Here is a 22,714-nt window from a genome sequence, read left to right as displayed (position 1 = left end):
ATTACTCCTTCATCTGACCGCGAAATTGTGCGAAACGCACGCCAGCCAGACGCAAACTTATTAAATAGATAAGCACAGCTGCTGACACATGGGCTATGACTAACAGCAAACGCATCACAGCAGAATAAGCTAGCCAGTAGTCCATACTACCAATCATCATATAGAGGTAGACCGCAATAACAAGATTGGCAAATAATAATTGTAGTGTAAATTTCAACCATCCATTGAGAGGTTGATAAATTCCACGGCGAATTAACAGAACTAATAAAATTCCGCAATTGATATAACCAGCCAGGGCTGAGGCCAATGCAAGCCCAGCGTGTGCCAGAGGCCAAATCAGAAAAGCGCAGAGAATAGAGTTCACAACCATCGCTATCGCCCCTACTTTTACTGGCGTTTTAATATCTTGCTTGGCATAAAAACCAGAGGCGAGTACCTTCACCATCATAAAAGCAGGCACGCCAGAACCCAGGGCAATCAGACTTTTTTGCGTTTGGATTAAATCATTAACAGTAAAGGCACCATAGGTAAAACAACTCGCTATCAGCGGCATGGAAAACATTGCCAGGCCTAAGCCTGAAGGAATACCAATCATCAGTAGAGTCCGTAATCCCCAATCTAAAGCCCGGGAATAGTTCTCAGTGCTCTGCTCTGCATGACGCCGCGACAGATGGGGTAAAATCACAGTTGCTATCGCAACTCCGAAAACCCCTAGAGGAAAATCAGTCAACCTATCGGTGTAATAGAGCCAGGTCACAGAGCCTACTTTCAAGAACGAAGCAAAAATCGAATCGACCATCAGATTAAGCTGGGCAATTGAAACACCGAATAAAGCAGGAACCATCAGCTTCAAAACCCGCCTGACCCCAGGATCAGACCAACCCATTTTAGGCTTTACTAATAGCCGTCGATGATAAAGAAAGGGAATTTGAAATAAAAACTGCGCAATTCCCGCAATCAGTACCCCCCAGGCTAAGCCTACCACTGGCTGGTCAAGATGGGGGCTAAGATAAATTGCTGCCAGGATCATGCAAATATTGAGAATAACCGGTGTAAAAGCAGGAATACCAAAATAACCATAGGTGTTTAAAACAGCTCCTGCCATCGCTGTCATTGAGACCAGCATCAGAAAGGGAAAGGTCAGGCGCAACATTTCTGTCGCTAATACTGAACGAGTACTATGCTCGCCAAATCCTGGCGCAAAGATAAAAATAATAATGGGCGCAGCCAGCATACCTATGACTGTAACGATAGAAAGGGCTACACCTAGCTGTCCGGCTATACGAGCGATAAAAAGACGGACATCATCAACTGTTCGAGTTTGCTGATATTCAGCCAAAACCGGGACAAAAGCTTGCGAAAAGGCACCTTCTGCAAAAAGTCGACGCATAAAATTAGGAATTCTAAACGCGACATAAAAGGCATCCATCCCAGCCTGGGCTCCAAAAAATTGGGCAATCAGCATATCACGGACAAAACCAACCATCCGCGAAATGAGGGTCAACAAGGAGACGAGGGAGGTAGAGCGCAACAAACTTTGTCGTTTAGGTACCATGGTTTCAATCGCAGACATAGTTTCAAGATAATAATAAAGATTGCCCTATGATATACCCAATTAACTCCAAAATGCATATTTTCTGCTTTTGTATGGGACAAAAATTAAACATCCCCGAATTCCCGCGGCTTAACCGCGGGATCCATGTATCTCACACCAGCACTGGACCCCGCGGTCGATGCCCATAGGTATCTATAATAAGTGTCTGTAATTAAACGCCCTGTCCCCCCAACGCTACGTCATCCAGAGCGCAGCGAAGGATCGCCGGGATTAGCACGGTGCCACATTCAGGAGATCCTTCGCTGCGCTCTGGATGACGTAATGTTGAGACAAGGAGGGACATGACCTATTACAGACACTTGTGTAGATACCTATGGGTCGATGCCGCGGGGATTCGAGTGCCTTAATAGTACTGAGATCCTGCAATCAAGCTGTAAGATTTCGCGCTTTTACTCAAAATTTGCAGGAAACCAACGGAAGGGGTAAATTAAAAAAAATTCTCAAACATGGATTGATGATGCCCCCAGCTATTTCCAGCATTGCACTTTACTCGTTGCTTCCTGCCTTAGGTATGATTCTTGGCGGTGCGATTGCCTCTATTTATCAACCAGGCTCCAAACTCACAAGTGCAACACAACACTTTGCTGCTGGCGTTGTGTTCGCAGCCGTCGCCAAAGAATTGCTTCCCAAATTGGGTGCAGACAATGCACCAATTGCCTTAGTCATTGGCTTTAGCCTTGGCGTAATTAGCATGCTCTTCCTCAAAAAGGTTTCCGAAAAACTCACAGAAAATGAAGAAAAATCAACAGGTATTTCTCTCGGTTTAATTTCCGCCGTCGGCATCGATTTATTAATCGATGGCATTCTAATTGGCGTTTCGTTTTTAGCTGGTGCTCGCGGAGGAATTTTGATTGCGATTGCTCTGGCCATGGAAATCTTGTTTTTAGGCTTATCAACCACAGCAACCTTGGGTGCCCGCGCGGTCAGTGTCAAAACACGGCTCGTCTTAACTCTCATACTTGCTGCACTAATCCCAATTGGCAGTATTTTAGGAGCAGCGCTATTGTCTGGCCTTCCTACAGCAATTACCGATGGTATTCTAGCCTTTGGCGTCGCAGCCCTACTTTATCTAGTTACCGAGGAGTTATTAACAGAAGCTCACGAACATGAAGAAACACCATTGATAACCACCTGCTTTTTCATAGGGTTTTTGGCGATTTTATTACTGGAAAATATAGCTGTTTAACTTCAAGTTTATATTGACAAATTCTGATGCATTAGGCATGATCACGTTTTTTTGTGAAATCCGAATGAGTGGAGATTTTTAAGTGGCAAATATTAAATCAGCGATCAAACGTGCTCGACAAAACGTAAAACTGCGTCAACATAACGCTAGTGCACGCTCTATGTACCGCACTTACGTTAAAAACGTTCTTAAAGCCGTTGAAGCCGGTAATCAAGAAGCTGCACGTGCCGCCTATGCAAAAGCACAGCCAGTTATTGATAAAGCAGCTGGTAAAGGCTTAATCCACAAAAATAAAGCAGCTCGAATCAAAAGCCGCCTAAGCGCGCGCGTTAAAGCCATGGCAGCTTAACCCAGCGTTTCCGTTCGCTCTAAGTCCGTAAACACCCGAGTCAGTGCTAACTGACTCGGTTCTTTTTTTATACGTTCACACCTATTCCTGTAATAGCCCGTCATCCTGAGCGCAGCGAAGGGTCTCCGGGATTAGCACAGCGCCTCATTCAGGAGATCCTTCGCTGCGCTCAGGATCTGAGGTATACCCACGAATTTGTAACTCAAAAAATAGTCATTTATTAAATCATTATGCTCTTTCTTATGTCGTTCCCGCGTAGGCGGGAATCCATTTCTCAAGCAGAGGCCATCACTCTGTTTGGGAGATAGATTCCTGCCTGCGCAGGAATGACAGAAAAATAGATCAACTTATGCGATTAACATACATTTTTTTAGTCATACATCTGAATTTCAAATTCGTGGGGATACCTCAGCTCAGGATGACAGAATGCAAGGGGAAACCTATTACGATAGCCAGCTATGTTGCGCATTTCTTTGTCTTTTCCTCAGAACCTGCGCTCAAATAAAAACTTTTACCAACATCCTCATGAATAAATATCTTTTTTCTATATTTTTAACAATTGACCAACTCTTTGCACAGATACCCTTCTCTTTGAGCAATTTTTAGTTTAGGATAATATTTTTCACATTGTTAAAAGGACGAAACAATGCCAGGAAGCTCATCATCTTCATCTTCTTCTGCCGAAGAAAAAAAACAAATAAAAGCCAGAATTGCAACTATCGGCTTAGGTACAGGGCTCACAGCTGTCTGGGCTGCTGATGCCAGTCCAGAGGTCGAAGTGTGGGCCTTTGAGAAAGAATCAGAGGTTGGGGGAAATGTTCAAAGCCCTATCCTTGCAGACCAACCTAGAGAAGCAGGTGCTGAATTCATTGGACCAAGGGGTGACGAATCTGATCCTGAGATACCTGAACGATCATACCGAGATACTCATCGAGTTTTTGATATTCTGGGTGTCAAAAGGGTGCCCTTCCCATTAACCATGAGTTTTTATAATGAGGTCACTGGCGAACATCTGACGCTACCGCCCCTTGAACCCTATTACGATAAAGAAGCAGCATCCTCATCTAGCTGTGGTTTTTTTTCCTGTTTTGGCCTTGGAAAAAGCTCTACAACCACAGGTAAACATCTTTCGCTATCTACCCTCTGGGATCATTTCTTTGATTTGATAGATCTTAAAACGATCATTGATGAAGCTTATGACTTAGAGCTCAGCGAGGAAGATAAACACGTACCTAGAGATGCGATCCTATTAGCCAAACATAAAGCATTAAAGCCATCAGAGGTCATGACTCTCGAACAACTCGCCGAACATTTTATCAATAAGGTGCAAATAAAAAGAGTACAGGAACAACGTAGAGCCTTTGTTGAGAACATTCTCTATCCCTTAATTGCTGCTGGCTGGGGTTTGCATCAGGTTTCAAAGATAAAGAATTTCTGCGCCCATTATGCTATGCATTATCTTGAGGTTAAGGGAAATTGGTATGATATTCCTGAAGGTATACACAGCTATTTCGAGAAAATGCTGGCACAATTAAGCTCACGAACCAAAGTACAAACAAATTCCCCAATTGAACATGTGATACCTATAGAAATTGATGGAAAAACCAAGTACCACTTGCAACGTAGTGATGGCTCCTTGGTCACTGATGACACCGATCAGCCTGTCGTCTTTGACGATGTCATTATAGCTACACCCGCTTATGCAACAGGAGAACTCCTTTCTAAGATAGAGGATGATGAGTTTCAGACCTTAATAGGAATGCTATATGAGGTTAAATTTTTTGATACCACTATAGTCCACCACCAAGATCCTAAATTTGTATTCAAAGATGGAACGGTGGCAAATACCCACTATAATCCTGAGACTGATCAAGCATCAAACACTATGGTCAAAGCCTTTAAAAATGATAAAGAAGATGTGAAAAAATCATGGATCTTACCAGGTCAAGAAATGCCAGCAAATGTTCTCCATGTTGCTAAGTTCAGGCATGCGACAATGGATCGCAGCTATTATGAATGTGAACAGGCAATGCATCATTTACAGGGTAAAAAGGGGCTCTACTTTGGTGGCACAATGGGCGGCCGAGGCGATGCCCATGAAAGTGGGATTCGCAATAACTTAACACTCATCACAAAATGTTTGGCAAGCCACGGCATAAATCCAGCAGAAAACCCAATTTTGCAGCACTTCCCTGAGATTTTAGAATCTGTGCTAGGTGCTGCTCCTATAAAAGTCAAACACAAAGCAACTACTGCCCAACCTTCTTACCAAAGCTTCAGACTCTTATCACCTATCTTGATAGATGCTGATAATGATAGTAATACTGAGGAAGAGGAAGAGCGTAAGCAGGCAAGTTATGCTGCCTCTAGCACAGCTACATAGTTTTAAAAGCGCAGGCTGTAAGGAAGCATAGTTAAACTATCCCCTCATCCGCCCTTTGGGCACCTTCTCTCCAGGTCTGGGGAGAAGGGAAAAATCAGGCTCTCCTCGCTCCCTTGGGGAGAAGGTGAGGGGGTATTCTTAACTTAGTGCTCCTAACCAGCACCGACTGAAATAGGAGAATTTAATAAAGAGGCATCCATAGTGTCCACATATTCTTCCCCAATACTCTTGACAAAGAACAAGGATGATGACTTACCTTTATACGACGAGTAAGCAAGTAGAGCTATAATTCCAGGAATTATCCCAGTACAAACAATTCCGATAGCAATTGCGCAGCTTTTAGAATAATGAATCCATGCGGAGTCACGATACTCCTTAATCTGAGCATTATGATTGGCTAAAGATTCAGAAAATTTAGTAATACGCTCACTGGGTAAAGGGTTATTTTTTGTATCAGTCAAAGCGAGTAATAATCGCTGCATAGCCTTGTACTTTTCCCCAATTTTTTCATACCTTTCTTTATCTGCCACCTCCCCTTTAAATGTAGGGAAATCTTGGTGATAGTCTTTTATCCTAACAGATGAATCTAGCTGTTTCGCTTCTTCAACCAGGTGGAGGAAATAGGTTGTACTTGATGGGATTAGCTTTGTTGCGATAAGGTTGGCACAATCTAACTCTTTTATTGTAAGCAACTCTGCAACAATACGCCGTTGCTCATTCGCTAAAGACTTTTGTTCCTGCACTGCCTTATCGGAGTCAATTTTTAATTGCGCATTTTCCTGTTTAAGTTGACCAATCTCTCGTTGCAATGCATCGTTTTGTGAATTTAATTGATCCCTTTCATCTTTAGTTGCTAAATGTTGTTTTACATTCGCAACAAGCAGTCTTGTTGCTTCACTCAATCGAGCGTTCAAGTGGCTATGCGTTTTTTCTAATGCAGAGTTGGTGGTTTTTAGCTCATCAACTTCTGTTTGCAGCAAATTAACTTTCTGCTTAAGAATACTAATTTCTTCAAGATAATTAGTTGGTGCTTCATGCTGGCCGTCTGTACTATAAAACTTAAGATCACCCCTATAATTTGCAAATTGCCCTAATTTCTCATTTAAAGTGAGGTGAGTCTGATCTCTATCGCCGTCATCATGCCCATGAATAAATTTTACGATAAAATCGGTAGATTCTCTTTCTAAGTCAGAATAGACTCTGCCCCAAAGGATAGCCGCAATCACCTCATCCTTGACATTATATTTTGCCTTCGAAGTATACCCCCTATACATCATTTCATCCGAATAAAGCGTATGTACTTCATTTGCATCGACTTTAAGAGCAAATTGTTTATTAATGTTATCAATAGTCTTTGCCAAATCAGCTGCATTACGCGCTGAATAGGGTACACCAAATTTTTCAGCAAGCCCTCTAATATGATTTAGGCCTATTCCTGCATGGCTAAAGATGTGAATTTCATTACCCTCTTTGTCGAGAGAATATGATATTAGTTTTAGATGCTTTTTATAGGACTGATTGTAGATATCTAATATTTCTTCAGCCTTAATTGCTCCAGCCTCTATGGACTCTTGTAAGGCTACAAAGGAATTACCATGAGCAACATTCTTAATTCTTGCTGCCACCAGCTTGTTACCATTTTGAGCAAATTTCTCGCATGCTTCAACAAATTCAATACCGTGGTTTGATGGGATTATTTCGAAATTTGCGCCTTGCTTATCCAGCCTTTGGAGTAGTTTTAATACAAAATAATCACTCATGCCGCGATCAACGAGCTCATCACCAATTAAACGAAAGAGAGTCTTTTTATCAATAACAGTAATTTGCCCAACAATTTGATTAAATTGGGCATAGATATTTTCTAAATCCTCTTTCTTATTATCTGCTGAAAAAATGGGCGCTTTTTCCGAGGTATACACATTACCCAATTTCGGTTGTAGCTTTGGAAGAGTGTAGATCTTGGCAAAGGCCTCATAGTTTTCAGGGGAAATATCAACAATTCCTCTGCGAACCAGGTGATTAAGTAATAACAAGGGATTGGCATGCAAATCACCAATGGTAATATCAGTCATTAAAGGGTTGATTATTTTTTCTTTTGGGAAGGCTCTGATATCAACATTAGCCAGTGTCGTTAATTCTTGTTTCATTTCTACTATTACTTTGTTTGCAATTCGTCTACTTTATGAAGCAAACCTTAAGTAATTATTTAGCTGTATACGTGATTTACACCTTTATACCCGGAAGGGTGCCCGTAGGGCGGATGGGTTTTCTTCATAATGCACGAAGGAAAACCTTGATTAGGCTGCGCTCTGAGGAATCCTGGCATTTTTTTAAACAGAAAGCATGTGCCATATAAGTTCTTTCTGTTCTTTTGTGTGTCATTCCCGCGTAGGCGGCAACGACACTCATATAAGTCAAAATAACTGATTAATGTTCATATAGGTATCTAAATGATACTTTGATTAAAAAATGTTAGGATCACTCAGCGCTGCACCAAGGCTACGTTATTTTGATCTTTCCCTTCACCCCTTCGCAGAGCGGAAGGGGTTGCTGGTTTGAAGTTTTTTTCCTGATATTTACCCCAATTACCCAAAGCTAAACCTGAGTAAATTACTCAGGTTTAGCCTCATTATAAACCACTGAAAGAGTGGTAGGTTGTTGGTTCAATTGCTCATAAGTGCGCTTTGCTGGTACAAATTGTGGGTACTGAGTCATCAGACGTTTTAAAATCTGTCTGGATAAAACCTCATCCCCGCGGTTCCACTCAGAGAGCGCGTCGAAATACATCAAATCTGCAGGCTGTTTAGCCAAGACTGGTGAAGGATTGATTGCAATTGGCTCAATGAAGCTAACCCTTTCTTGTTGTTGTGCACTCAACCATTGCAACATTTTGCGAGCTTGTGGACTACCATTTGCACTAGCTTGCTCTAACAAGCGTTTGCCTTCATCCGATTTACGGTCAACAGATGCATTGAACAACATTAGAGCTAGTTGATACTGAGCATAGGCATTATTATTTGCAGCTAATTCGCCATAAAAATTCTTTGCCTGCTCAGCGTCTTTACCAACCCCTAAGCCATATTGATACATGCGTGCAAGTGCAAGTTTTCCTTTCTCATTACCCTTTGCAGCAGCTTGGGTATAGAAGTTAACTGCAGCTGAGTAATCCAGCTTGGTTGCAACGCCAGTTTCAGATAACAGGCCGAGTTGATAGAGTGCGTGAGCATCTCCTGTATTTGCAGATTTACGATAAAGCTGCAAGGCTTTCTGCTGGTCTCGTCCAACACCCTGGCCGTTAAAATACAACTCAGCTAATTGGGTTTCTGCCTCGCTATATCCCTGATCAGCAGCCTTAGTAAAGTACTCGATAGCTTTGGGATAGTTTACCGGCATGCCTTTACCCTCCGCATACATCAGGCCCAAATCAAATTGACCAGTAGCATCATTCTGCTGAGCAGCCAATTGGTAGCTATCGACAGCTTTGGCATAGTCATCATCAACTGTGTCATAGATGAAACCAAGGGCTACTGCTGCTTTAGAATTAGCCTTCTCAGCTGCTGCATACCATTTCTTAGCTTCAGCATAATCTGGCTCTTTACCAATTCGGCCTAATTGATAGAGCTGCCCTAAGAGGAATTGCGCAACGGGTTGTCCCTGTTGTGCAGAGGCATCATACCATTTAGCAGCTATATCATAATTCAGCTCGCCCCCCAGTCCGGTATCATAGAGGAAACCGAGTTTTACCTGAGCATCCTTATCTCCTTTTTCGGCAAAGTAATCATAAATTTCCCGAGCTTGTTGCATTTTCTCAGGATCACTAGCTTGGGCTAAGTAATAATCTGCCAATAATAAACCTGCGGTGCTATTACCAGCAGTACGAGCCTTGTCCAAATCAGGGAGGAAATCTTCACCTGCCTGCTCTTTCAGCACAGCCAGATTAAGATTTGCATAGGAGAAACCAGCATCAGCTGATTGTTGCAAAAGCGCCTTACCCTTCTCAACATCTTTAGCGATACCAACACCCTCACTATAGTAAGTACCAAGAATAAAAGCATTGACTGGGTTTAAAGAGGCTTGTTGATACCAATACATTGCCTCAATCTGATTAGTGGTTACAGCAATTCCTCGTTCAAACATAATACCGAGTAAGAGCGCGGCTTCGCTATTACCCTTTTTCGCTTCTTCCCTTGCAACAGCAAAGGCCTTGCTTTGTTTGTCAGGATTAGAACTATCCATTGCATTGTAATAGGCTAAGGGAAGTTCTGCCTCAGCAACACCCTGGTTAGCCGCCCCCTGGTAAAGGCGTCTAATTAATTTCTCACGATTTTGTTTAGCGGCGATACTTAATCCAGACTGTTTTTGTTTGACCAGATAATCAGCCAAGCGGTATTCAGCTGGGCCATAACCATTCGAAGAAGCAAGATAATACATCGCCAAAGCCTGCTGCATATCAGGTTCTACAACAACATTGCCACTTGCGTCTTTAAATCCCTTATCATAAATATTCGCCAGGACATACTGCGCATAAATATTGCCTTTGAATGCGGCATCAGTCATCCAATTAAGCCCCTGTTTATAATCTACAGGATCGGTTTGGCCTTCAAGGTAAATCATACCCAGATTATATTCAGCACGTAGATCTTGCTGAGCGGCAGCTAATTGATAATAAGCGATCGCTTGTTGTGGACTTTTAACTACAGCAATACCGTATTGATACAATTGTCCTATTTCAAATTGTGCAGCCGGATCGCCCAAAATCGCCTGACCATACAATTGACTTAAGACTGCCTGATAATTGGATTTATTCTCCCAACCTGCGGTCTTTTCTTGAATATAATTAAATTTCTTAGGATCAGCATTCTCTGGATAGGGTGAACCCTCATTAACAACAGACTCTCGAGGTTTATGCTCAACGGCCAAGGATTCATTCTGCTGTAAGGCTTCAATATCTTTATTCAAAGGATAACGGGGGAAAGTCCAATTCGCAGTATGCTCAGCATTTAGCGTGGGGGCTATCAAATCAAAATAGTCATTGATTGGAATATCCCGTGGCTGAGCCATTGTAAAGTTAGGTTTATAGAGTTCAGAGCGAGTAATTGTCTCCATTCTTGGCGCAGTATTGTAGTTATTTTCTTTTAAAGAACCTGAATTTTGCCAAGCTGAGTAAATACCACCCAAGCTATAGTTATCAGCCGCAAAATTATTGGCCTTACCATTAGATAACCAACGCACAACCTCCACTTCAGCAGCAACCTCAGGCTCTTTATCGACTGTTTTCTCATTGGCTTTTTGTAACCATTGCTCAGCTAACTGCGGATTAGCTGTAACACCTTTTCCATCCTTATACATAACAGACAGTGCTTGCTGCGCAGGTTTAGCCCCTTTCTGCGCTGCTTGCAGAGTCCACATAAAACCAGTTTTGGGGTTGAATAAGGTAGACTTAGGATCAGTGTAAAGCCGAGCTAAGGCTAACTCTGCCTGGGGATCCGTACCAGCAATATCTGCGGCCTTTGTAAGCCAATCCTTCGCTGTATCCAATTGATTTTGTTTAACAGCCAGCTCACCAAGAGCAACCATCGCTGCATAGGAATTTTTGGAGGCAGCTTTAACCAGAAGTTCAAGCCCTTTCTCATTGTCACGGGTGACAACATCGCCGCTAACATACATTTGGCCTAATTTGGCTTCAGCATTAACATCACCTTGAGCTGCTGCTTTTGATAGCCAAATTACCCCCAGTTTCTTACTATTTAGATTTCGCGTATTTATGAAATGCTCAGCCAGGGTATATTGCGCGATGGCGTTACCATTTTTGGCGGCTTCAATGAAATATTGTCTTGCGGTATCTTCATTCTTTTTCGCCCCAAACCCGTAGAGATAAGCCGCAGCGCAATACATCTGTGCCTGCGTATCACCTAAAGCGGCAGCCTTTTTAAACCAAACGAGCGCCTGTTCCGGGTTCTTCTCTTCCAAAAGATAATATTTAGCGAGGAATTGTTGGGCAGGTAAAACCCCTTTATCACCTGCCTGTCTGAAATAACGCAGGGCTAGGGTATTATTTTTTAATTGGCCGTAACCGTATAAACGCATTCGCCCCAAATAATAATCAGCAACCGGATCTTTGCCTGACTGGCTCATCAGTGTCTGCGCAGCTAATGGATAATTACCTTGGCGGTAGGCATCAACCCCACTGACAGCATAAGCACTTCCTGTGGCTGCAACCAAATAAAACCATGGTACGAATGATTTCATGGCGAATCCCCTCTTTATTTTGTTTACAACATCAATATTGTCCAGCTAACCGATTTTTTTAGTTTTAGTTCCCAGGAATAATGCCGTAGTGCACTATTGCACTTGACGCACCACCTTTAGTACTGGAGTTAGCGAGCCAGAAATTTCCCCGGTTATTCAAACCATAACGAACATTAGTATATTCACAAACTTGCAAGCTTTGCGAACAATCTACCACTTTGCCATAAAGCGATTTCTTATCAGCAACGGTGCAAATAAACCGAACTAGCTTTTCGCTAGTGGATAAGACACCCCACTCACGAGCCCCTAGTACATGATTTAAGTAGGTACTCCTCGAACTTTCATCGCTACGCATCTGAAAGAGATTAACTGGTTGGGTTAGCAGATTGTGGACCACAAACATGGATTGGCTATCACCATCATTTTCACCAGGCAGCAAATGCAAGGTTTCTAATTCGAACTTGTACCCTACATTGCGACAACCAATAGGTGGCTTATTATCGTCCTTCTCTTTATCCTTCTTCTCTAGATTCTCCACTGCGGCATTTGCAACGCCTAGAGCTAACAGTGATAGTAAGAACGCTCGGCCTAAATTTGTTCTGATAGTTGTTTTCATTGTTGTTGGCTCTCTTTTGTCAGGACTGGGCGAATCACAACTTTAGTACCTGTAAACTTGTTGGATTCATTAGATAACTCCACAAAGCTACGGTTTAACCACTCAGCGTCACGGGTAAACATCCTTACACAACCGTGACTTGCGCGATATCCAGGTATATCAGGTGAGCCGTGCAAAGCAAATCCTTTATGAAAATACATGCAAAAAGGCATTTTTGCACCCCCACGTCCGATGGGATACACGTTAGAGCGGCAATTCGAGTTTTCTTTACTAAAGAAACGAAATATACCTGTCATTGTACGACAAGATCTAGCGCTATCTGGACATTTATCTCTTCCTGACGAAATTGGGCCCCACTTGACTAATTTTCCTTCAACATCATAGGCTCCCCAAGCTAATTTATCTTGATCAACAACAACTTGCTTTTCACCATCAGGATTAATTGTCAGTGGAAAAGGAGCAAAGTCGAGAAGTGTTTTGTTAGCAAGATTACGAGGAACAACAATGACCTTACCCGCCCATAAATTATTATAAGAACGGTTCAAACGTTGAACGACATCACGCTGTTGCTCATCGGGAAACAAATTCTCCCAGGTTTGTCCCGGACCTACCTTTATACATTCATAATCGGCGTATGCACAAAGCGCGGTACCAAAATAACTCGCAGCATTAACAAAGGTACCTTGGAACATCAATGCAATCACTAGTATTATTTTTTTCATCGTGATTCCCTCTTTCTTTTATTTATTATTAGCAATGCAAAAAGCATGCTTAAATGTAAAATTTCTTTCTTGAGTGCTTATCTTTTAAGACATGCTTAAAGTTTATTTCGGTCATCTGTTTAAAAAGTTTAGCTTGTGTGCAAAAAAGAGATAGATAACAGGGGGGGGGATTGCTGTTGCTCGCTAATAGCTCGCAACCTCATTTAGTTGGAATGAAAATGCTCAAAAATACGTTCAGCTAGCTCACTATTAATGCCCTCGACCTTCACTAGTTCCTCAATAGGCGCCTTAGCCAATTCACGCAGACCACCAAAGCGGCGCAACAAGGCCTGACGTCTCTTAGGTCCAACTCCTTCAATCGTTTCTAGTGAGGAATCAAGGCCTGCATGTTGTCGTTTTTTGCGGTGGGCCGTAATTGCAAAGCGGTGAGCTTCGTCGCGTATATGTTGCAGGAGATGCAAGGCTGGGGAATCAGCTGGCAAGGTGATTTCTTTGTTTTCAGCCACTAAAATCAACCGCTCCCAGCCTGCTTTCCGATCAGGCCCTTTCGCAATTCCTAAAAGAATAACGCCTTCAATCTGCAATTCATCTAAAACTCGCTGAGCCACGGCAACCTGACCTTTACCGCCATCAATAATAAGTACATCAGGTAAATGTTGCTCCTGCAATAAACGTTTAAAACGGCGAAAAATTGCCTGCTCCATAGCGGCATAATCATCACCAGGAGTAATGTTGTTGATATTAAAACGTCGATAATCTGTTCGGCGAGGCCCTTCTGCATCAAACACGACACAGGAAGCGACAGTCGCCTCACCTTGAGTATGACTAATATCAAAGCATTCCATACGCTGAATACTGTCTTGATAATTCAATAAGTTGGTCAGAGCTTGATACCTCATCTTTATTGTCGTCGAGGAAGCGATATGATCGGCAACGGACTGATTTAAATTATTAAGAGCAAAATCTAGCCAACGTGCTTTCACGGCGCGCGGTTTAGTGCGGATTTGGCAAATTTTGCCGCGCAATTCACTGAGCATTGCGGCAAAGGTAGTCTGCTCCGTCATTTTTTCCTGGGTTATAATCTCTGCCGGAATGCGTTCTGGCGTATCTAAATAGTAGTAAGCAATAAAGGCTTCAAAAATCTGTAACCACAAACTCTCGTCATCTTCATTAAAATGTTGTTTGGGTACAGAAGGGAAAAAACTTTGGCTTGCCAAAACATGGCCATCACGGACAGTCACACATTGGATACAAGCAAAACCCGGACGCGCATCAATCACGATAATATCGGCATCCCCACTCATTTGAATGACTGCTTGTTGCTCTTGTATCAAGCGTAAGCTTTTTATCTGATCACGTAAAATCGCTGCCTCTTCAAAGGCAAGCTTTGCTACAGCCTCTTCCATCCTCTTAGCTAACTCATTAAGAATCTGCTGAGATTTACCTTGTAGAAAGCGAGCTGCATCTTTAACCGCCTGCTGATAGTCTTCGGCTGAAATATAGGATACACAGGGCGCTGTACAGCGTTTAATTTGGTATTGCAGGCAGGGGCGAGAACGGGCACTAAAATAACTGTCAGAGCAATTGCGAATCTTAAAGACCTTTTGAATTGTACTCAAAGTCTCGCGCACTGCGGCTACACTAGGGTAAGGGCCATAAAATTCCCCCTTCTGTGGCTTCTTCTTGGAGCGATAAAGCTCCATCCTTGGAAAGGGGTGATTGGAACTAACATGGATATAGGGATAAGACTTATCATCTCGCAGCAGAACATTATATTTAGGTCGCAAGGATTTGATCAGGCTACTTTCCAAAAGCAAGGCTTCAGTTTCACTGCGAGTTACACTCACTTCAATCGCCACAATCTGACTAACTAAGGAGCGTGTTTTTGCGCCGGCATTTTGCTTATTAAAATAACTAGAGACACGTTTTTTTAAATTAGTGGCCTTACCAACATATAAAACAGTCCCCCTAGCATCTAACATGCGGTAAACACCGGGATCAGAGGTAAGGTTTGCGAGGAAAATAGAGAGATCTGTTGGTTTTATATCATTCATGGCCTAGGAATAGGTATAAAGCTTTAAGTCTTAATTAAATTATAGAACCGTAGCCTGGATGCAGCGAAGCGAAATCCGGGAAGTCGTACCACTGCTCCCAGATTTCGCTTCGCTGCATCCAGGCTACATACTTAATGGTATTTCCCCTTCTACCCTAAGGGCACTACCATTAAGTTAGGAGCATTTGTCATTCCCGCGAAGGCGGGAAACCATCTCTACATTGGCACTGTGCTTAGCTAGAAATAGTTTCCCGCCTTCGCGGGAATGACAAAACCTTCCTTAACTTAATGGCAAGCCCCTAAGGGGCAAAGGGGAATAACCAACTATCCCTCATCATGCAACTCATCATTCGGGCGCTCAATTACTCGATGTTTCATCGCTAGGAAAGTAAGCTCGACGTCATTTTTTATACCCAGCTTGTCAAACATGCGGTAGCGGTAGCCATTGATGGTTTTAGAGCTTAGGAACAATCTATCAGCGATATCCTGCACAGTCATACCACTAGTAATCATCAGCATGACCTGCATCTCGCGTTCTGATAACGAATCGAAAGGAGAGTCTTGCACGGCTTCCAAACTATTGATAGCCATCTTTTGCGCGATTTCAGCACTTAAATACTTTTCACCCTTAGCAACCTTACGAATTGCGGCCGCCATTTCTTCAGCTCCTGACTCTTTAGTCAGATAGCCCATGGCACCCAATTGCAGAACACGAGTAGGTAAGGGTTCAGCACACATGGCGGTCACTGCAATGACTTTAACCTGGGGGTGAGATTTTTTAAGACGTCTGGTAACTTCCCAACCATCAATACCCGGCATTTTCATATCGAGCAACACAACATCAGGCTTATGCGATTTCACCAAAGCCAATGCCTGCTCGCCACTCTCAGCGTCAGCAACTACATCCATATCGGGTAAATCATCTAGTAATCGTCGAATTCCCATTCGCACCAAAGCGTGGTCATCAACAATTAGAACTTTTATCAAGCGATGCTCCTTGACTACAGGGCCAATGAACACAAAACGTACATCGATATTAGCAAGACTGATTCAGCATTACAATTACACTCATTGTGAAAATACAGGCTATATACCCAATTAACTTTAAGATGCATGGTTTCTGCTATCGATTTTTTGTCCTGAGAATTCTTTAAAAACTCGCAATAGATCTGGCTATTACTCATTTTTAAAGAATTCTCAGGACAAAAAATCGAATCGCATAAAACCATGCATCTTGAAGTTACTTGGGTATATCTGTTTTGTGTTCAATTTCTAACAAGCCAAAATATGAATACTTGGATTATTCTTGTCAATCGGGAAAACGGGCGGATACTCCCCAAGCTCTTTAGCGCGTTCCATTTCATGATCAATATCAGACTCTACAAAATCATAAAGCACCTGGAAATTATCAATTACAAAATAAACTCGCTGTAACATATCAATACGATAAGGTGTGCGAAAAGCGACTACTGGATCGAAGATCACCCGCATCGGCACATCACTCTCGACGGAATAAGCAGTCTCACTGATTGAAGAAAGAATTCCCCCACCATAAGCACGCATTCCTTCGTTTGTCTTGATTAAACCAAATTCAACGGTAAACCAGAAAAGACGTTGCAACAAAGGCCATTTATCTTCAGGAAATTGCAACACCTTCCGGGCATAGGTACAAACAAAATCGGCATAAACAGGATTAGTCAACATTGGGCAATGGCCAAAAATTTCATGAAAAATATCTGGTTCCTGAACATAATCAATTTCTTCTTCACAGCGAATAAAGGTTGCTGCAGGGAACTGGCGTTCCGCCAATAACTCAAAAAAATCGCGCGCTGAAATTAGCGCTGCAACTGGTGCAACCCGCCAACCTGTCATAGCGGCTAGCCGTTCACTGATATCAGGTAATTGGGGAATACCTTCGGGAGTTAGACCCAGGCTTTCCAGACCTTGTAAAAACTCATCGCAGGCTCGACCCTGAACGATCTTTATCTGGCGCTCATAAAGAATTTGCCAGATACGGTGTTCTTCCTTAGAGTATTCAACTCTGCCCTGAGCATCAGGTTGATGAGCAACATAGCGACTGACAAATTCCATAACCACTCCTAAACACAAGCAAAGGGAAATAATTAATCAGTTTGTTCTAAATTATAGCCCTTTGCGATTGTCTGCAAATTCAATTGGGATATTAATTTAACCAATGCGCGAAAATATTGCAAAACAACCTTTTAAAGATAATAAGTCAATTAAAATAAAATTTGAGCGTACTTGTCAATTTAAAACTCAAGGTGTTCTTTAAAATGCCGATAAAAGGACAAAGCACTTATGTGCAATAACTATCCTGATGAGGGGCAGCAATGGACATCATTTTTCAAGGCAAACATAATAGTGAAGAAGCAGCGGAAAGTTTGTTATCCGTTCTGCGCATGTTCAAAGAACGTTATAAAATTAGCCAATTTCGCGAAATATACCTGACTGTTACCCTTGTTGATGACCAAGGAGATGATGTGGAATTAATCGATAGTGAAACATCCCGCGCCTATCGCACCTTCCGTGTTTATAGAAATGGGTACGAGCTGGATGGACAAGATGGACGAAAAGGGAAACCTATGCTGCAATTAGTAGTAGATAACACACGATAATACGTCCACTCTTGGAGTCTTTTATGGTTCTTGCGGTAGTTGCTATTGTATTAACTTTGCTTTTAGTAATAGGCATTCACGAGGCTGGGCATGCGATAGTTGCCAGACTGTTTGGGGTACAGATTAAACGTATTTCAATTGGTTTTGGTAAGACTCTCTTTTCACGGAAAGATAAAGCGGGACAAGAATGGGCTTGGTCACTATGGCCCTTGGGCGGTTATGTGCAACTGCGCAATTCACGCATAGAACCTGTCCCCGAAAACGAATTTCACCTCTGCTTCGATAAAAAACCTATTTGGCAACGCTGCCTTATTCTGCTTGCCGGCCCTCTAGCAAATCTGCTTACAGCACTTCTAGCCCTCACGTTCATGTATATGCTTGGCTATCAGCAACGTGCACCTTATATCCAAGAGGTCATGCCGCAAAGTATCGCTGCTCAGGCAGGAATTCAAGCCAATGAACGCTTTGTTGCCATTGCTGGCCAAAAAACAAACTCCTGGCAAGAGGTTGGTATAGGACTTATTATGGTCGTTGGCAAATCGGAGGTTCCTGTTTTATTGTCTAACTCTCAGGGGGAAGCACATCAGGTTAATCTGGATTTGGAAAAATGGCGCTATACAAAACAAGACAAATCCTTGCTAACCGCAATTGGGATCATACCTGTAGCAAACCAATCACATCTGGAGCGGGTTGCTGGCCAATCACTCCTTTCAGCTATGCATGCAGCAACAGTTAAGGTATTGTATTTACTTCATTTTTTTCTAATTATGCTCAAACTCTTATTAACCAAGGTCATTCCCTTCTCTGTTCTGCTTGGACCGCTTGGCATATTTAGCGCTTCGATCAGCTCATTTCTTCAGGGAATCGCTGTATTTCTCTATTTCATTGCCTCCTTTAGCCTTTCGGTAGGTCTGGTCAATCTCTTTCCTGTTCCTGGCCTGGATGGTGCATCAATTGTTTATGCGCTTGTTGAAAAATGTCGTGGTCAACCAGTATCGGTCGCCTTTGAAATTTTATTACACAACTTTGCTGTGATAATTTTTGCCTTAGTTCTGGTGCAATTGCTTATGAATGATTTACAGCGGTTTATCCATTAGGGCTTATGGCGTACGGGCACAACACCAGAGATCAACCCGCGAAACACCCTGCTGCTTAAGCACTTTAGCTAATTCATTAGCCGTACTACCTGTTGTCAACAAATCATCGACCAAGGTGATATGTTGATAACCTTTTGTCTTTGCCTGAAAGGCCTGACGCAGATTACGCCGGCGTGCTTTACTATTCAAACTGGCCTGCGGTTGGGTATGAATTATCTTTTTACAGAGATTTAATTCACAGACAAGTCCCAGCGTTTTAGCCAACATTTTGGCCAATTCAGCGGCTTGATTGAAACCGCGTTCACGTATACGCCTAGGGTGAGAAGGAACTGGTACCAAGCATTCTGTTTGTAATAAAGCCTGCTCTGGTAAAGCCTCTAACATCAAATCCACTAAGAAACTTCGCAGATAAAGGGCTTCCTTATATTTGAAGTCATGTAGTAAAGCTCTTAGTGGATCCTCATAAAGATAGGCTGTCAATGTATGATCAATCACCGGTTGTTTTTTACTACAAAGCCCACATACCAAGAATTTTTCATCTGGTAAAGGGAGGGCGCAATAGTAACAAGCCGGGCCAATTTTCTTGAGAGAAGCCTTACATAACTCACAAACGGCTAGCTGTTGACGATGATATTGTTGGCAAAGTACACAGATCGAAGGCAATCGCAGCATCTGTGATATACTGGCAATTTTCTGGCGCACGAGCGTTGGATTTCCTGTAATTTATTTCTTGCTCATGATGAATCTGAAAATCGAAATTTGCAACGCATTTACCAAACATGCCTCTGAATATGAACAGGCCGCCAAAATACAAAACGAAATTGGTGAGCGCCTCTTCGACCGGCTGCATTATCTGAAAATCACGCCTCGCTACGTATTAGATTTAGGCTGTGGTACTGGTCTTTTTAGTCTTTTATTGAAAAAGAAATATCCACAAGCAGAAATTATCGGCCTGGATTTATCGACAGCGATGCTTGAACAAGCCAGAAAAAAACAAGGATGGCGACGAAAATGGCCCTTAGTTAATGGCGATATGACCAACCTGCCCTTTGCTAATGGCTGTTTTGATCTTATCTTTGCAAATCAGGTCATTCATTGGTCAGAATCCTTCGCTAATCTAGCTCAGGAACTCAATCGGGTGATGAATTTCAATGGCTGTCTGATGTTTTCAACCCTAGGCCCAGATACCTTTAAAGAATTGAAACAAGCCTGGCTTAGAGCAGATCAGCATGCCCATGCCAATGATTTTATCGATATGCATGATATTGGTGACCATCTCTTAGCAGAACATTTTCTCGATCCAGTTGTTGATATGGAATTATTAACAGTACACTATGCTAGTTTGAAGCAATTATTACAAAATTTGAAAGCACAGGGTGTTCGCAATATCAATCAGTCTCGTAATAAGGGCTTAACAGGAAAACAGTCATGGCTGCATTTTGAATCTGCTTATCAAACCTTATGTACAGCAGAAGGAAAATACCCCCTCAGTTATGAGGTAGTCTATGGTCATGCCTGGAAGGGTGAGCAACGCCGTTTGGGTACAGGAACGGAAACCTTTATTCCTATTTCAAGGATTCGGCGAAAATAACAGGGGAAATACTGGATATGAAAAAAAACGTTTTGCAGGGGCTTATACTATCGTTTTCCCTTTTCGTAACAGCGACTTATGCTGAACAGAAAATTGATCCAGAAATACTTGCTGAGAAAATAAACAAAGTTTTAACTGATTTTGGTGAAAATATAAATGTTGGCGTTTTTGTGCAAGATGCCAAAACTGGCAAAGTACTTTACAAAAAAGATGTTGACCGCTATTTCATGCCAGCATCGAATCAAAAGTTATTTACAGCCTTTGCCGCCTTACGCTACTTAGGCCCTGACTTTAGCTACCATACCCAGCTTTTTGCAGACTATAAAAAAATTAAGAAAAGCACTTTAAATGACAATATTTACCTGCAATTTTCCGGGGATCCAACCCTTACTGTTCCTCAATTTGAATTTTTGATCGAGTCCCTTTCAGAAGCAGGCATCCGCCACATTAAGGGACAGGCCATTATAGATGACAGCGCCTTTGATCAAATGACCCTTAGCCCAGGATCCTCCTGGGACGATCAGGATTTCTGCTGGGGTTCACCAATGAGCAGCCTGATAATCAATCATAACTGCGTGACAGCTACGCTTAACCCCGCAGCAAAAGCTGGCGAACCAGCCAAACTTGAATTGCCTGATTATCCACAAACGATGAAGTTCATCAATGAAGTTGTAACAAGCTCTGACAAAACGAAAAATTGCCAGGTAAAGGTCAAGCGAACAGACTCATCCAGCTATACCCTCAGTGGCTGTATCTTAGATAAAGCAAAACCCCAGGTTATTGAGATGGCAATTAGTAGCCCCCGTGAAAACATCCGTTCCTTATTAAATTATTCGCTAAAGAAAAATCAAATCAGCTTGGCTGGTGGAATTGAATTTAAAAAATTTGATGCCTTCCCCAAAGCCTTCGCAAGACAAGACTCACCGCCTTTAAAGGACATGGTTTCTACGATGCTAAAGGAGTCTGATAATACGATTGCGGATGCTTTATTTAAGACAATGGGAGCAGACTATGCTCATGAAGCAGGAAGCTATACCAATGGCAATAAAGCTGTGCGAGCTATCCTGTCCACAACTCTAGAACTCAAATTACCCAAAACAACGCTCATCGATGGCGCCGGCGCATCGCGTTATAATTTTTTAAAGCCAGAGCAAATCGTTTACTTATTACAAAAAATCTTCCTTTCCCCTGAATCTTCTAGCTTTATTTCATCACTGGCGATTGCCGGTGTAGATGGCACCCTTAAAGACCGCTTAAATGAACCGGAAACCAGGGGTAAAATCTATGCCAAAACAGGCTCAGAGACAGCGGTGACTTCACTAGCAGGCTATGTTGAGACTAAAAATAAGCAAACCTTGATTTTCTCGATCATGATCAATGGTTTTACAGAGCCCTCAGCAAAATACAAAGAGTTAGAAGATAAAATTTGTAAAATTTTGGTCGATGCGGGTTAGGAAATGAATTACTAGGTTTCATGGAGAATAAATAGTAATAGGTCAGTCCGTTACCCTAACATAGCACGTCATCCTGAGCAGCGAAGGATCTCCCGAATGGGGCACAGTGCCAATCCCGGAGATCCTTCGCTGCGCTCAGGATGACGAGGTGGAGGGAGGTGTGACCTATTACAATAAATTTCTATTTATAAGACATGGAGGTTCAGTATGGAATGTTGTTAAAAAAAATAGTGCTTGCTGTTAGTAGTGCTCTGCTTCTTTCCTCTAGTGCCTACGCAGTAAATTGTCCGACTAAACTTGGCCAATTATCTTTCTATATAGTGAATAAATCTAAGCTAGCTATTAATGTAGAACCTGACATACCTAATGTATGGGGCAATTACGGCCCGACGAACCCTATCGATACTAACCAAACGTCATGTATTCAGTACATTTCAAATTCAACGCCTAGTCTGAGTAGTGGTCAAATTAACTTAGAGATAATGGATGGCTTCAATCCTTCTGGGAAAATATGCACGGCGTTCATTTCTTGGGTATCTAGTCCTGTTGTGCAGATAAACAGTGTAAATATGTGGAGCTGCCCATATTTTTCTGGTAGTTACGATAACAAGGGGCATTTTACTATCTCTTAAAAAACGCCGTCATTGCGAACGGCGTGAAGCAATCCATGGTTCAGGGCTCCGAACTTTAGATTGCTTCGTCACTACGTTCCTCGCAATGACGGGACTTAGTGCCTAAAAAGCTGACCTATTACACCCACTGT

Annotated in this window: 17 protein-coding genes; 8 read left to right on the top strand and 9 right to left on the bottom strand. The window is 42.4% G+C overall.

The window, feature by feature from the left end; translation table 11 throughout:
* Position 1: 1 nt before the first annotated feature.
* Positions 2–1,573, bottom strand: a complete 1,572-nt coding sequence (gene murJ / locus BN1094_RS06090; protein WP_043873392.1) for a murein biosynthesis integral membrane protein MurJ — start codon at positions 1,571–1,573, stop codon at positions 2–4.
* A 499-nt stretch (positions 1,574–2,072) separates the two neighbouring features.
* Between murJ and BN1094_RS06085 the strand changes: the two genes are divergently transcribed.
* The 3 genes from BN1094_RS06085 to BN1094_RS06075 all read left to right on the top strand — a co-directional run bounded on the left by BN1094_RS06085 (position 2,073) and on the right by BN1094_RS06075 (position 5,533).
* Complete coding sequence (locus BN1094_RS06085) at positions 2,073–2,801, top strand: ZIP family metal transporter (protein ID WP_043873779.1); 729 nt, start codon at positions 2,073–2,075, stop codon at positions 2,799–2,801.
* Between the two features lie 82 nt (positions 2,802–2,883).
* On the top strand, positions 2,884–3,150 hold the full coding sequence (gene rpsT, locus BN1094_RS06080) for a 30S ribosomal protein S20 (protein WP_043873391.1): 267 nt from the start codon (positions 2,884–2,886) through the stop codon (positions 3,148–3,150).
* Positions 3,151–3,796: 646 nt separating this feature from the next.
* Positions 3,797–5,533, top strand: a complete 1,737-nt coding sequence (locus BN1094_RS06075; RefSeq protein ID WP_043873390.1) for an NAD(P)/FAD-dependent oxidoreductase — start codon at positions 3,797–3,799, stop codon at positions 5,531–5,533.
* A gap of 152 nt (positions 5,534–5,685) precedes the next feature.
* On the opposite strand, the gene wip is transcribed toward BN1094_RS06075, so the two are convergent.
* From wip to phhA, 7 genes are all read right to left on the bottom strand, one after another.
* Positions 5,686–7,680: a Dot/Icm T4SS effector Wip gene (gene wip / locus BN1094_RS20205; protein ID WP_099908972.1), complete on the bottom strand. Its 1,995-nt coding sequence runs from the start codon at positions 7,678–7,680 to the stop codon at positions 5,686–5,688.
* Between the two features lie 463 nt (positions 7,681–8,143).
* Positions 8,144–11,782 carry a tetratricopeptide repeat protein gene (locus BN1094_RS06065; protein ID WP_043873389.1) on the bottom strand — a complete coding sequence of 1,213 codons (3,639 nt, stop codon included), beginning with the start codon at positions 11,780–11,782 and terminating at the stop codon, positions 8,144–8,146.
* A gap of 64 nt (positions 11,783–11,846) precedes the next feature.
* The gene (locus tag BN1094_RS06060) at positions 11,847–12,398 is read right to left on the bottom strand and encodes a hypothetical protein (RefSeq protein ID WP_043873388.1); all 552 of its coding nucleotides are present in this window, start codon (positions 12,396–12,398) and stop codon (positions 11,847–11,849) included.
* Positions 12,395–13,120: a L,D-transpeptidase gene (locus BN1094_RS06055; protein WP_043873387.1), complete on the bottom strand. Its 726-nt coding sequence runs from the start codon at positions 13,118–13,120 to the stop codon at positions 12,395–12,397. Before BN1094_RS06055 ends, BN1094_RS06060 begins: the two co-directional genes overlap by 4 nt.
* A gap of 203 nt (positions 13,121–13,323) precedes the next feature.
* Positions 13,324–15,174 (bottom strand): excinuclease ABC subunit UvrC, encoded by a 1,851-nt coding sequence (gene uvrC, locus BN1094_RS06050; protein WP_043873386.1) that lies wholly within the window; start codon positions 15,172–15,174, stop codon positions 13,324–13,326.
* Positions 15,175–15,497: 323 nt separating this feature from the next.
* Positions 15,498–16,160 carry a two-component system response regulator LetA gene (gene letA, locus BN1094_RS06045; RefSeq protein WP_043873385.1) on the bottom strand — a complete coding sequence of 221 codons (663 nt, stop codon included), beginning with the start codon at positions 16,158–16,160 and terminating at the stop codon, positions 15,498–15,500.
* Between the two features lie 285 nt (positions 16,161–16,445).
* Positions 16,446–17,264, bottom strand: coding sequence for a phenylalanine 4-monooxygenase (gene phhA / locus BN1094_RS06040; RefSeq protein ID WP_043873384.1), 819 nt, complete (start codon positions 17,262–17,264; stop codon positions 16,446–16,448).
* A gap of 260 nt (positions 17,265–17,524) precedes the next feature.
* Between phhA and BN1094_RS06035 the strand changes: the two genes are divergently transcribed.
* Entirely contained in the window at positions 17,525–17,809 is a 285-nt protein-coding gene (locus tag BN1094_RS06035; protein ID WP_043873383.1) for a hypothetical protein, read from the top strand.
* A 23-nt stretch (positions 17,810–17,832) separates the two neighbouring features.
* Entirely contained in the window at positions 17,833–18,906 is a 1,074-nt protein-coding gene (locus BN1094_RS06030; RefSeq protein ID WP_043873382.1) for a M50 family metallopeptidase, read from the top strand.
* A gap of 3 nt (positions 18,907–18,909) precedes the next feature.
* Here the strand turns inward: BN1094_RS06030 and BN1094_RS06025 are convergent, their stop codons facing one another.
* Entirely contained in the window at positions 18,910–19,608 is a 699-nt protein-coding gene (locus tag BN1094_RS06025) for a ComF family protein (protein WP_043873381.1), read from the bottom strand.
* Between the two features lie 37 nt (positions 19,609–19,645).
* On the opposite strand from BN1094_RS06025, the gene bioC reads away from it, so the two are divergent.
* The 3 genes from bioC to BN1094_RS06010 all read left to right on the top strand — a co-directional run bounded on the left by bioC (position 19,646) and on the right by BN1094_RS06010 (position 22,583).
* Positions 19,646–20,497 carry a malonyl-ACP O-methyltransferase BioC gene (gene bioC, locus BN1094_RS06020; RefSeq protein ID WP_043873380.1) on the top strand — a complete coding sequence of 284 codons (852 nt, stop codon included), beginning with the start codon at positions 19,646–19,648 and terminating at the stop codon, positions 20,495–20,497.
* A gap of 17 nt (positions 20,498–20,514) precedes the next feature.
* Complete coding sequence (gene dacB / locus BN1094_RS06015; RefSeq protein ID WP_043873379.1) at positions 20,515–21,951, top strand: D-alanyl-D-alanine carboxypeptidase/D-alanyl-D-alanine endopeptidase; 1,437 nt, start codon at positions 20,515–20,517, stop codon at positions 21,949–21,951.
* 212 nt (positions 21,952–22,163) lie between these two features.
* The gene (locus tag BN1094_RS06010) at positions 22,164–22,583 is read left to right on the top strand and encodes a hypothetical protein (RefSeq protein WP_043873378.1); all 420 of its coding nucleotides are present in this window, start codon (positions 22,164–22,166) and stop codon (positions 22,581–22,583) included.
* Positions 22,584–22,714: the final 131 nt, after the last annotated feature.

This window comes from Legionella massiliensis, from assembly GCF_000756815.1.
GTDB lineage: Bacteria > Pseudomonadota > Gammaproteobacteria > Legionellales > Legionellaceae > Tatlockia > Tatlockia massiliensis.
This window is presented reverse-complemented; position numbering and strand designations above follow the sequence as displayed.